At 53.5% G+C, this 12,870-nt stretch carries 11 protein-coding genes; 2 read left to right on the plus strand and 9 right to left on the minus strand.

Translation table 11 applies throughout. The features are described 5' to 3' along the window. Nucleotides 1-15: 15 nt before the first annotated feature. The 4 genes from glnK to FE839_RS00575 form a co-directional block, all read right to left on the minus strand. Nucleotides 16-354 carry a P-II family nitrogen regulator gene (glnK, locus tag FE839_RS00555; protein WP_008503304.1) on the minus strand — a complete coding sequence of 113 codons (339 nt, stop codon included), beginning with the start codon at nt 352-354 and terminating at the stop codon, nt 16-18. A gap of 244 nt (nt 355-598) precedes the next feature. Continuing rightward, nucleotides 599-2,377, minus strand: coding sequence for a SmdB family multidrug efflux ABC transporter permease/ATP-binding protein (locus FE839_RS00565; protein WP_138358069.1), 1,779 nt, complete (start codon nt 2,375-2,377; stop codon nt 599-601). Next, on the minus strand, nt 2,370-4,142 hold the full coding sequence (locus tag FE839_RS00570; RefSeq protein ID WP_138358071.1) for a SmdA family multidrug ABC transporter permease/ATP-binding protein: 1,773 nt from the start codon (nt 4,140-4,142) through the stop codon (nt 2,370-2,372). Before FE839_RS00570 ends, FE839_RS00565 begins: the two co-directional genes overlap by 8 nt. 42 nt (nt 4,143-4,184) lie before the next feature. Continuing rightward, nucleotides 4,185-4,643 (minus strand): Lrp/AsnC family transcriptional regulator, encoded by a 459-nt coding sequence (locus FE839_RS00575; protein ID WP_138358073.1) that lies wholly within the window; start codon nt 4,641-4,643, stop codon nt 4,185-4,187. Between the two features lie 115 nt (nt 4,644-4,758). Between FE839_RS00575 and FE839_RS00580 the strand changes: the two genes are divergently transcribed. Then, entirely contained in the window at nt 4,759-5,811 is a 1,053-nt protein-coding gene (locus tag FE839_RS00580) for a PLP-dependent cysteine synthase family protein (RefSeq protein WP_138358075.1), read from the plus strand. Nucleotides 5,812-5,968: 157 nt separating this feature from the next. Continuing rightward, on the plus strand, nt 5,969-6,664 hold the full coding sequence (queC, locus tag FE839_RS00585) for a 7-cyano-7-deazaguanine synthase QueC (protein ID WP_138358077.1): 696 nt from the start codon (nt 5,969-5,971) through the stop codon (nt 6,662-6,664). A gap of 108 nt (nt 6,665-6,772) precedes the next feature. Here the strand turns inward: queC and FE839_RS00590 are convergent, their stop codons facing one another. The 5 genes from FE839_RS00590 to lon form a co-directional block, all read right to left on the minus strand. Further along, the gene (locus FE839_RS00590; RefSeq protein ID WP_138358079.1) at nt 6,773-7,171 is read right to left on the minus strand and encodes a YbgC/FadM family acyl-CoA thioesterase; all 399 of its coding nucleotides are present in this window, start codon (nt 7,169-7,171) and stop codon (nt 6,773-6,775) included. 110 nt (nt 7,172-7,281) lie between these two features. After that, a complete protein-coding gene (locus FE839_RS00595; RefSeq protein WP_138358081.1) occupies nt 7,282-7,650 on the minus strand; it encodes a helix-hairpin-helix domain-containing protein in 369 nt (122 codons plus the stop codon). 149 nt (nt 7,651-7,799) lie between these two features. Then, nucleotides 7,800-9,674, minus strand: a complete 1,875-nt coding sequence (gene ppiD, locus FE839_RS00600; RefSeq protein ID WP_138358083.1) for a peptidylprolyl isomerase — start codon at nt 9,672-9,674, stop codon at nt 7,800-7,802. Between the two features lie 213 nt (nt 9,675-9,887). Then, nucleotides 9,888-10,160, minus strand: coding sequence for a nucleoid-associated protein HU-beta (gene hupB, locus FE839_RS00605; RefSeq protein ID WP_002444653.1), 273 nt, complete (start codon nt 10,158-10,160; stop codon nt 9,888-9,890). Between the two features lie 208 nt (nt 10,161-10,368). Beyond that, nucleotides 10,369-12,723, minus strand: coding sequence for an endopeptidase La (gene lon, locus FE839_RS00610; RefSeq protein ID WP_138358085.1), 2,355 nt, complete (start codon nt 12,721-12,723; stop codon nt 10,369-10,371). Nucleotides 12,724-12,870 lie beyond the last annotated feature (147 nt).

Raw genomic sequence — 12,870 nt, forward strand, 5'->3', positions numbered from 1 at the left:
TGTGTGCTCTGAAATTTACAGTGCCGCTTCGTCAGATTCGCCGGTACGAATGCGAATGACGCGCTGCAGCTCGGCGACAAAGATTTTGCCGTCGCCAATCTTTCCGGTGTAAGCCGCTTTGCTAATGACATCAATGACTTCATCAAGCTGATCGTCAGCAATCGCAACGTCAATCTTCACTTTAGGAAGAAAATTAACGCTGTATTCGGCACCGCGATAAAGCTCCGCGTGGCCTTTCTGACGGCCGAACCCTTTAACTTCAGTGACCGTGAGGCCCTGAATACCCATTGAAGATAATGCTTCACGCACGTCTTCCAGTTTGAATGGTTTGATTACCACGGTAACCAGTTTCATAAGTCCCCTCCAGTCAGAATTCGGTAATGGCCGCAGCTAACACGCAGGGAATAAAGCAAAGGCTATGCCAGAAATGAAAAAGGGCCGCTAAGCGGCCCTTGAATGCGGAGGAAAAAGAGTAACTCTGCTGAAACGAAGCGGCAAAACGCCGCCACCAACTAAAATCGCACCATTTCAGTGCGCAATATGTGACATTCTTGCACCAGATTAAACCACAATGCAGAGGCTGCCTGCTTATAGTGCATCAGGCAATAAGCGACGCTTCCTGGGCGCTGGCCGCCAGCTCTTCGCCCGCTAATTGCAACTGATACATCTGCCAGTAACGGCCTTTAGCCGCCAGCAGTTGCTGATGGCTCCCGCGCTCTACGGCCTGACCGCGATGCAATACCAGAATCGTATCAGCCTCGACGATGGTCGATAAGCGGTGCGCAATCACCACCAGCGTCGTGTGCTCACGCACCCGCGCCAGCGCCTGCTGAATCGCCTGCTCGGTCCCGGAGTCAATATTGGCCGTCGCCTCATCAAGGATCAGCACCTGCGGCGTATCGACCAGCACGCGAGCCAGCGCCAGTAACTGCTTCTGACCGACAGAGAGGTTATTCCCCTGCTCGCCCAACTGCGTATAAAGCCCGCCATCCATTTCACGAGCCAGCCCTGCCAGTTGCACCGCTTCCAGCGCGTCCCAGACCTGAGCTTCGCTGATATCGCGGCCAAGCGTGACGTTAGCATAGAAGGTATCCGCCAGCACGACCGGATCCTGCTGCACCATCGCAATCCCCTGGCGTAGTGCACGGTGGCTTAATGAAGGAAGCGGACGACCATCGATACAAATCTCTCCCTGAGTTAACGGATAGTATCCCATCATCAGGCTCGCCAGAGTGCTTTTACCGCTACCGGTGTGGCCGACCAGCGCCACAAAACTGCGCGACGGGATAGTGAGATTGATGTCCTGCAACACCAGGCTATCGTCGCGATAGGCAAAAGAGAGATGTTCGATACTGATCTCTCCACTCCGCAGCGGTTCGTTATCCTCGCCCCAGGCCTGGCGCGGTTTGTCCATCAGTTCGAAGACCCGCTCCCCCGCGACGACCGCCTGCTGCAGCATCGACTGCTGAGTTGTCAACTCAATAAGCGGCTCGTTCAGGCGCCCAAGATAGCTAATAAAGGCGTACAGCACCCCGACCTCAATCATTCCGCTGCGACTAAAAGCAAACAGCATCAACAAACCGCAGAGAATTAATGAAGAGAATAAACTCAGCAACGGACGCAGCAGAAAGCCATCGAGGCGCAGCGTTTGCATACGCGCCAGATAGTGCGCGTAGCTGGCTTCACGCATCCGCTCGCCGAACCGCGCCTGCTGGCGGAACTGCTGAATAACCCCCATGCCGTTAATCACTTCATTAAAACCGTCGTTAATATCCGCCAGCCAACTGCGGACGCGTCTGACGATTGGCGTGCTGTAGCGCTGATAAATCATCATCACGCTCAGCACCGCGGGGAAGATGGCAATAGCCACCAGCGCCATCCGCCAGTCGAGGCTAAACATCGCCACCAGCATCGCGCCAATCAAAGCAGCGCTACGCAATACGGTAGCCACAACGGTGACGTACAGATCACGAATCACTTCCGTATCGTTAGTCACCCGTGAGATAAGCTGTCCGACCGGCTGGGTATCAAACTCGCTGAGCGGCTGACGCAGCGCGGCATCCATCACGTCGCTCCGCAACTGCTGCACCACGCCGACCGCGGCCCGATTAAACAGCAGTGCCTGACAGTAATGCAAAATTGCAGCAAGCATTTGCAAGCCAATGTAGGCGGCGGCGAGGCCGCACACTAACTTCAGCGGCAACGCATGTTTCGCGACCATGTTATCAATAAAGTAACTAATCAACAGCGGACCGCTCACTTCCGCTATCGCCGCAACCCACATGATGATAACCGCGATCATTAACGGTTTGCGCCACGGAGAACCATAAACCAACAGGCGCTTTAACGTCGGCCAGAGTTCAGTAAAACTACGCACCAGCGACCTCCTCTGGTTCTTGTGGCACATCATCCAGCGCCGCTTCCAGCTGTTGATAACGGTACATATCGCGATACCAGCCCGGCTGTGCGCTCAGAGCCTCATGGCGACCACGCTGGGCGACATGCCCATGCTGCATCACGAGGATCTCGCTGGCTTCCGTCAACGCCGACAGGCGATGGGCGCAGATGATCAGCGTCCGCCCCTCCCCCCACTGCGACAAATTATGCAAAATCTGGTGTTCCGTGCGGCCGTCCACCGCCGACAGCGCATCATCAAGAATCAGAATCTCCGCCTCCAGCAGTAGCGCGCGGGCAATGGAAATGCGCTGTTTCTGCCCGCCGGAAAGCATCACGCCGCGCTCACCGACTTCGGTGTTATATCCCTGCGGCAGACGCAGGATATCTTCATGCACGCAGGCAAGCCGCGCGACATGCTCAATTTGCGCCTGCGTCGCCTCCGGTTTGCCGAGCGCAATGTTTCTGGCGACAGTATCGGAAAACAAAAATGGCGTTTGGTTGACCACCGCCAGTCGGGCACGCCAGCTATCCAGTTGTAGCCGGGTCAGAGGAACATTGTGGAAGCGGATGTCACCTTCAGTCACGTCAAAATGACGCTGAAGCAATGCCAGTATAGTGCTCTTGCCGGAACCGGTCGGCCCGCAAATGCCCAGTCTCTGCCCGGGCTGCAGCGTAAAATTGACCTTTTCCAGAGCGGCACGATTGGCCTGTGAATAGATAAATTTATGAACAGCGAAGCTGAGTACACCCCGCCCTTCCGCCGCGGGTTCTCTGCCGTCGTTAACGACCGGCGCCTCTTCCAGCATGGTACGAATCCGCGCATAGGCCGCGCTGCCGCGCTCGACGATGTTAAACATCCACGCCAGCGCCAGCATTGGCCAAATCATCAGGCCGAGATACATCACAAAGCTGGTAAGCTGCCCAAGGGTCATGCTGCCCTGCAAAACCATCCAACTACCGCCGCCGATCGCCAGCAGGTTGGCAGTACCTATGGCGAGATAAATCGTGGGATCAAAGCGGGCGTCAATGCGCGCCACGCGCATATTTTTCGCCCCGGTATCCGCGGCATCGGCGGCAAACTGCGCCGATTGCCGGTCTTCAAGGCCAAAGGCTTTGATCATGCGAATACTGGTCAGGCTCTCCTGAGTACGATCGTTCAGGCTGGAAAATGCCGCCTGCGCCACGCGAAAGCGCTCATGTAACACCTCGCCATTGCGCTTGATCGCCAGCGCCATAATTGGCATCGGCAGCAGCGACAGCAAGGTTAACTGCCAGCTGATCTGCGTCGACATCACAATCAGCACCGCACAGCCCATGACCATGGAATCCACCAGCGTCAACACCCCTTCGCCGGCAGCAAAAACCACCCGATCAACATCATTTGTTGCGCGGGCAATCAGATCGCCGGTACGGTGGCGCAGATAAAAAGCCGGATGCTGACGACTAAGCTGGCGATAGAAATCCTCGCGTAGCTCTATAGCCAGTTGATAAGAGGCGCCAAACAGCAGAACGCGCCAGACATAGCGCAGCAGATAGACCATCACCGCAATAACGATCAGCAGGACGATCCACATCCATACCTTTTCTGTGGTGTCGTGTTGTTTCGTGACGCCATCAACCACGATGCCCACCACTTTTGGCGGCACCAACTGGAGAATGGCAATGATAATCAGCAGAGTAACGGCGCCGAAATAACGGCGCCACTCCCGGCGAAAATACCAGCTAAGTTGAACAAATAATCGCAAGCGGTTAAATCCTGAATGTGTAATTCGTGGCGGCAGAAGCCGTTAATCAATAGGCAAGGCTGTGGTGTATTTTATCTGTTCCATCGCAAAACTCGAAGTGACATCCGAGAGCCCTGGCACGCTATTCACCAGACGTTTATAAAAATCATCGTAGCTCTTCATATCTGCCACCTGCACCCGCAGCAGATAGTCATACTCTCCCGCCATGCGCCAGAAGCCGAGAACCTCCGCCATCTGCTTGACCTCGCTGACAAAGCGGCAATACCAGTCGCTACTGTGATGCTGCGTCTTAATCAGCACAAAGGCCGTCAGCCCAAGCCCGACTTTTTCCGCATCCAGCAAGGCAACGCGCCCGCGAAGAATACCGTCGTCTTCCAGCCGCTTCAGACGCTTCCAGCAGGGCGTGGTGGTCAGATTAACGGCATCAGCCAGCGCCTGCAAAGAAAGGGTACAGTCATTTTGCAGCAGAGAAAGCAGCTTACGGTCTATTTTATCTAACATTGCGCACCTCGAGAGAAAAATTTACTCCGTTCATTGTAATTGAAAGGTTAAATGGCAACAATTTTTCCTTCTGTTTCCGCTAAGCTGGGCACAAAATGACAAACAGGAAATCAACATGAACAGCGCATGGGTAAAACACGCGATTAGCGAAATTAATGCCGATTATCAGCGTTCTGCCGACACGCATCTTATTCGTCTTGCGTTGCCGGCATTCCCCGGCATCCAGCTTTACCTGAAAGATGAAAGTACCCATCCGACCGGCAGTCTGAAGCATCGCCTGGCCCGCTCCCTGTTTCTCTATGGTTTGTGCAATGGCTGGATTAAAGAAGGAACGACAATTATCGAATCCTCTTCCGGTTCTACTGCTGTCTCTGAAGCATACTTCGCCCGTCTTTTAGGCCTGCCGTTTATCGCCGTTATGCCTTCCTGTACGGCGAGACGTAAAATTGAACAAATTGAGTTTTATGGTGGCCGCTGTCACTTTGTCGACAATGCCTGTGAAATCTATGCGGCTTCCGAAACGCTGGTACGCGAACTGAATGGTCATTATATGGATCAGTTTACCTTTGCCGAACGCGCTACCGACTGGCGTGGAAATAACAATATCGCCGACAGCATCTTCCGCCAGATGAGCCATGAACCTCACCCCCAGCCCTCCTGTATCGTCATGAGCGCAGGCACCGGCGGAACCTCGGCAACCATTGGCCGCTACATCCGCAGTCAGGGTTATGATACCCGGTTAATGGTGGTTGACCCGCAAAACTCGGTTTTTATGGACTACTGGCAGAGCCGCGATACCCGCCTCCGCAGCCCGGTCGGCAGCAAAATTGAGGGTATCGGCCGCCCACGCGTCGAACCTTCATTTATCCCCGATGTGGTCGATGAGATGCTTCGCGTGCCGGATGCCGCCAGCGTCGCCACCGCGCTGTGGCTGGAAACGCTGCTCGGACGTAAGGTCGGGGCATCAACCGGCACCAATATGTGGGGAGTGCTGCACCAGGCCGTTCGTATGCGTGAAGAGGGCAGTACCGGCTCAATTGTTACTCTGCTGTGTGATAGCGGCGAACGCTATCTGGAAAGCTACTACAACCCGCAGTGGGTCGCGGCCAATATTGGCGATGTCTCTCCGTGGCAGGCGCAAATCGCGGAAATGCTGCAGGTAAAATAGTGATCGTCTCCGTGCGGCAAAAGATTCCATCCGCACGCGCACGGTGGGTTTGATTCCACCTGCGCCGTGCTTCCTGGCTGCAACGTCGCGACAGAGCTGGTCGTCGCGTTCATCAGGCGCTACCATACGCCCATCATATTAACAGTCAGGAATTACCATGAAACGCGCCGTAGTTGTCTTCAGCGGAGGACAAGATTCGACGACCTGCCTGGTGCAGGCACTGCAACAGTATGACGAAGTGCATTGCGTCACTTTTGATTATGGCCAACGCCACCGCGCGGAGATTGACGTTGCCCGCGAGCTTGCGCTGAAACTGGGTGCGGTCGCTCACAAAGTGCTGGATGTCACCTTGCTTAATGAACTGGCCGTCAGCAGTCTGACGCGCGACAGCATTCCGGTACCGGACTACAAGCCGGACGCCAGCGGGATCCCCAACACCTTCGTACCCGGACGCAACATCCTGTTTTTAACGCTGACAGCAATTTATGCTTATCAGGTTAAAGCGGAAGCCATTATTACCGGCGTTTGCGAAACCGACTTTTCCGGCTACCCGGACTGCCGTGACGAGTTCGTGAAAGCGCTGCACCATGCGGTCAGCCTCGGAATGGCGAAAGATATTCGCTTTGAGACGCCGCTGATGTGGCTCAACAAAGCCGAGACCTGGGCATTAGCCGATTACTGGGGCCAGTTAGATCTGGTGCGCATCGAAACCCTGACCTGCTATAACGGCATTAAGGGAGACGGCTGTGGTCAATGTGCCGCCTGTAATCTGCGCGCCAACGGTCTGAACCATTATCTGGCGGATAAACCGACAGTGATGGCGGCAATGAAGCACAAAACCGGGTTAAAGTGATCGTTTTGCCGGATGGCGGTACACGCACCTTATCCGGCCTGGCGACATTCACCCGGGTCAATGTCGCCCGTAGGCCTGATAAGCGAAGCGCCATCAGGCAACTTTCCATTACTTCACCATCTGCTCCAGTTTCTCGCGCAACTCACCTTCCAGCGGCAAGGCTTTCTGCGCTTTCAAATCAATACAGACAAAAGTAATCTGCGCGTCCACCACAACCTGCCCTTCCGGCTCAAGCGTAATGACCTGGCTTAAAATGCCGCTCTTCCCGTTTAACTGCTGCACCTGGCTGGTGACAATCAGCAGATCGCTCAGCACGGCAGGGCGACGGTAGTTAATATTAATATTCACCACCACAAAGGCGATGTTGTGCGCGCTCATCCACTGGAAGCCCGAGCTGTTTTCCAGCCCCTCCCAGCGCGCCTCTTCGAGAAATTCCAGATAGCGCGCATTATTCACGTGCTGATAAACATCCAGATGATAGCCACGAACTTTGATTTGTGTCTGCATAGCGTAAATGCCTTGTCTTTAATTGTTGTATTGAGGTCAGAGGTCACACCACCTATGTGACCTCTTCAGTCTGGCAAATATTTACCACTGTGCAAACATACGCTGAAAAATTACAGCTTCAGGTGTGACAGATTTCTCTCCACCAGCGCGTTGCCCATACCAGGTACCTGTTTTAAATCATCCACGGTTTTAAATGGCCCATATTCTTCCCGGTAACTCACGATGGCCTGTGCCTTCTTCAGGCCAACGCCATTCAAAGCCCGCGACAGCTCTTCAGCGCTGGCACTATTAATACTGACCCGGTTCCCTTCCCGGTTGGTCGCGCTTAACGCCTCAGAAGCCTTCACCGGTGGCGACGGTACACTTTCTTTCGTTATTGACGGTGCCTTGCCAGCGGAAGGTGCCGCCTGTGCTATCTGGCTTCCCGCCGCACAAACCAGTACGGCAGCGGCAATAAGGGTTTTAACTCCTCGTTTCATGCTGTTATCTCCTTGTTTGTAGACAGCAGAGCCACGATATCGACGAGGGGAAAAGAGTACAAAAGGCAAAAAACAGAAATGGAAAAGGCCGCGAAAGCGGCCTTTGAGAATTACATCACGTTACTGGCTTTTACCAAGCAGACACGCAATTATTGTTGCTGATTGATGATGTCACCGAACTTAATTTTCGCGGCTTTACGCAGGTTACTCATCAACGCTTCGAAAGCGATCTGCGCATTATTCTGAGTGATCCCCTGAATCATCGTTTTTTTCTGCTCTTCGGGCATCGTACCCGCTTTCACGTCGTCCAGCGCCAACAGAACCACGTTACCCTGCATATCAGTGCCGACACCATAGCTCGGTTTGCCCGACTGCGGCAGCGGCAGTGCAAAGACAGACTGGCTCAGGGCGTCCTGACCGGTGCGTGACAGCGTCTGCGGCGCGCCAAAGGCCAGACCTGCGGCTTTCATCGCGTCGTCGCCTTTGCCCGCTTTCAGGGCCGTCAGCAGCTTATCAGCATCCAGCTTCGCCTGCTGCTCCGCCTTATTGTGCTTAACGATATCGCTTACCTGTGATTTGACGTCCGCCAGCGGTTTTACCGCTTCCGGTTTATGTTCGCTGATGCGCAGAACAAACGCACGGTCACCGTCAACGGTGATGATATCGGAGTTGCTGCCGGGCGCACCATTTTCACCAACCAGACCACCGTTGAAGATAGCGTCAGCAACCGGTTTGAAATTCAGCGCCGACGGCAGGTTATCACGACCAAACCAGCCGGTTTCAACAACTTTCAGGCCTGCAACCTGGGCGGCACTTGCCAGAGATTCGTTATCGTTGCTCGCCGCATCGCTGACTTTCTGCTGCAACGCATAGTAGGCGTCCAGCGCTTTTTCCTGTTTCACCTTCGCCGCGATCTCAGTACGAACCTCAGACAGCGGTTTAACTTTCGCCGCCTGAACGTCATCAAGACGCGCCACCAGGAAGCCAACCGAAGATTTAATGACGCCGGAGATCTGACCTTTTTCTTTCAGACCTGCGTTTTTCAGCTCAGGTACGGTTGCCGCATCGTCCAGCCACCCCATATCACCGCCGTTACGCGCAGAGATAATGTCGGTTGATTTTTCTTTCGCTAAAGTGGCAAAGTCAGCGCCTTTTTTCAGCGCATCAAGCACCGCCTGCGCATCCGCTTCGGTTTTGGTCTGGATGACGCTATAGCGCTTACGCTGCGGCTGAGTGAACTGATCCTGATGCTGGTCATACCATGCCTGAATTTCTTCGTCCGAAACGTTTTCCTGCATGTTCGTGGCATCCATCTCGATGTAGCTCACGCGGAACTGCTCAGGCGCCATAAAACGCGCTTGATTCTGCTGGTAATATGCGTTGATTTCATCGTCAGTGGCAGTTTGTTTCGCTGCCAGCACATTTACGTCGATAGTCGCTTCACGCACCACGCGCTGTTGTGAAACCAGCGCCACCAGTTGGTCAGACTCTCCCGGCAGCATAAAGTCGGTACCGGCAACAGCGTTAATCAGCTGCTGAGTCGTCAACTGATTGCGCAGGGCCTGCGCATACTGGTCCGTGGTCATCCCCATCTGATTAACGATACCGCTAAAGCGCTCGTTATCAAATTTACCGTTCGACTGAAAAGCCTGGGTCTGAAAGATAGCCTGCTTAACCTGCTCGTCACTGATGCTAAGGCCAAGTTTACGGGCATACTGGTCGAGCAGCGCCTCGTCAATCAGACGGTTCAGCACCTGTTGACGCATCGCTTTCATGTAATTTTCATTACCCGCCAGCTCCGAGAAGCGATCGCCAAGCTGCTGCTGCATACGATTACGCTCGCTGGCGACGGCATTTTCAAATTGGGTTCGACCAATTTCCTGGCCGTTCACTTTCGCGGCATAGTTGTTACTACCGCCAATCAGGTAACCACTCACCCCAGTCAAAATGAACGAGACGATAATGATACCGAAAATAATCTTAAGCACGACGCTATTGGCGGCCGTGCGTAGGTTGTCCATCATGGTGTAACAACGCTCCGCTGTAGATGACTTTTGCTCGCGCAGCATAGCATGCGATAGCCGCCGCGCGTGAGGACGTATTTTGACAAGAAAACGGGGTGATTGTCAGCCCACAACTGCGTATAAACTCACATAAAGTCGCATTCTGGCAAATAAAAAAGGCACATCTCGCGATGCGCCCTTGTACTTCGTCACAGACCCCAATGGGGAAATCGATCAGTTTACCGCGTCTTTCAGCGCTTTACCGGCACGGAAACCCGGTACTTTAGCGGCTGCAATAGTGATTTCTTTACCTGTTTGCGGATTGCGACCGGTACGGGCAGCGCGTTCTTTAACAGCAAAAGTACCAAACCCTACCAGCGCAACGTCATCCCCAGCCTGCAGAGATTCAGTAACAGAAGCGATTAAAGCATCTAACGCACGTCCAGCTGCGGCTTTAGAAATGTCCGCGCCGGCAGCAATTTTGTCAATCAGTTGAGATTTATTCACTGTTCTCTTCCTCTCTTTATAATTTATATCGCACCAGAATCCTTCGTGATGCGACCGCGCAGCAGTTATATCAGGACTGTCATGCCCTTACAACAGAGTTGTAATTGACCCCCCTGCCAGCAATCTAAGTTAGCGAGACAAAAAAAGGCTGGCAAGTACGAATTTACTTACCAGCCCTATTTTTCTTAGCGCTCTTTGCGCAAAATCACTATTTAACCGTGACAGCTTCCATACCAAACGGCGCGTTCTGCAACGCAAGTGTCAGAACTTCCTCGATTCGTTTCACCGGATGGATATCTAAATCGGCAATAACGTTTTCCGGAATTTCTTCAAGGTCACGCTTATTTTCATCAGGAATCAGAACAGTCTTAATGCCACCGCGATGTGCGGCAAGCAGTTTTTCCTTCAGACCACCAATAGGCAATACCTGGCCACGCAGGGTAATTTCCCCGGTCATTGCCACATCAGCGCGCACCGGATTGCCGGTCAGACAAGAAACCAGCGCGGTGCACATTGCAATACCGGCGCTTGGACCATCTTTCGGCGTCGCCCCTTCCGGTACGTGAACGTGAATATCACGTTTTTCGTAAAAGTCTGAGTTAATTCCCAGCTTGTCCGCCCGTGAACGCACCACGGTCAGCGCGGCCTGAATCGACTCCTGCATAACCTCGCCCAGTGAACCGGTATAAGTCAGCTTACCTTTACCCGGAACGCAGGCGGTTTCAATGGTCAGCAGATCGCCCCCCACTTCCGTCCATGCCAGGCCAGTGACCTGACCCACGCGGTTTTCGCTATCCGCGCGCCCATAGTCATAGCGCTGTACGCCGAGGTAGTCATGCAGATTGTCACCGTTAATCTCGATGTGTTTCAGCGACTTATCCAGCAGCAGCTGTTTCACCGCTTTGCGGCACAGTTTCGAAATTTCGCGTTCCAGACCACGCACGCCCGCTTCTCGGGTGTAGTAACGAATGATGCTGATAATCGCGCTATCGTCCACCGTCAGTTCACCTTTCTTCAGCGCATTACGCTCAATCTGTTTCGACAGCAGGTGACGTTTAGCGATGTTCAGCTTTTCATCCTCGGTATAGCCGGAGAGACGAATCACTTCCATACGGTCCAGCAGCGGCGCCGGGATGTTCATGGAGTTGGACGTCGCCACAAACATCACATCGCTGAGATCGTAATCCACTTCCAGATAGTGATCGTTAAAGGCCACGTTCTGTTCCGGATCCAAAACTTCCAGTAGCGCCGAGGCCGGATCGCCGCGCATATCCGACGACATTTTGTCGATCTCATCAAGCAGAAACAGCGGGTTTTTAACCCCCACTTTCGCCATTTTCTGGATCAGTTTGCCCGGCATCGAACCAATATAGGTCCGACGGTGACCGCGGATTTCCGCCTCATCGCGCACGCCGCCCAGCGCCATACGCACATACTTACGCCCGGTTGCTTTGGCGATGGACTGGCCCAGAGAGGTTTTACCCACGCCCGGAGGCCCTACCAGGCACAGAATCGGCCCTTTGAGCTTGTTAACACGACTCTGCACTGCGAGGTATTCAAGGATGCGATCTTTCACACGTTCCAGACCGTAATGGTCAGTATCAAGGATCTCCTGAGCCTGGCGCAGATCTTTTTTCACTTTACTGCGGGCATTCCACGGTACCTGAACCATCCAGTCGATGTAACCGCGAACGACGGTTGCTTCCGCCGACATCGGAGACATCATTTTCAGTTTTTGCAGTTCCGCTTCGGTTTTCTCTTTGGCCTCTTTCGGCATTTTTGCCGCATCGATCTTACGCTTCAGCGCTTCGTTCTCATCCGGCGCGTCATCCATCTCGCCGAGTTCTTTTTGAATGGCTTTCATTTGCTCATTCAGATAGTACTCGCGCTGAGATTTTTCCATCTGCTTTTTCACACGGTTGCGAATGCGCTTCTCAACCTGTAGCAGATCGATTTCTGATTCCATCATCGCCATCAGATATTCCAGACGCTCATTAACGTCGGACATTTCCAGAACGGACTGTTTGTCTGCCAGCTTCAGCGGCATATGTGCAGCGATGGTATCGGCCAGGCGTGCCGGATCGTCAATGCTATTCAGTGAGGTCAGCACTTCCGGCGGAATTTTTTTGTTCAGCTTGATGTAGCCTTCAAACTGGCTGATAGCAGTACGAACCAGCACTTCTTGCTCGCGTTCGTCAATCGTCGGCGATTCAAGATATTCCGCTTTGGCGGAAAAATGTTCGCCATTATCAGACAGCGCTGAAATACGCGCACGCTGCAAGCCTTCCACCAGCACTTTAACAGTACCGTCCGGCAGCTTCAGCATTTGCAAAATAGAGGCCACGGTCCCGACGGTGAAAAGATCGTTTACACCCGGCTCATCCGTCGACGCTTCTTTCTGCGCAACCAGCATGATTTTTTTATCATGGTCCATGGCCGCTTCGAGACAACGGATAGATTTTTCCCGCCCAACAAACAGGGGTATGACCATGTGCGGATAAACCACCACATCGCGCAACGGCAATACGGGGATTTCAATGCGTTCAGAACGCTCAGGATTCATAGAGCTCTCTCTTAGTTTAAAGTCCGCCAGGTAGACGACGACGCAATTCCATCACGCGCCGCCGTTAATATGTAAGCAGTATATGGGGATGTATTCCATACATTCAACGGCGGGAATGCAGGAAAAATAAAAGGGGAGATAAAATCC

The sequence above is a fragment of the Klebsiella indica genome (genome assembly GCF_005860775.1).
GTDB lineage: Bacteria > Pseudomonadota > Gammaproteobacteria > Enterobacterales > Enterobacteriaceae > Klebsiella > Klebsiella indica.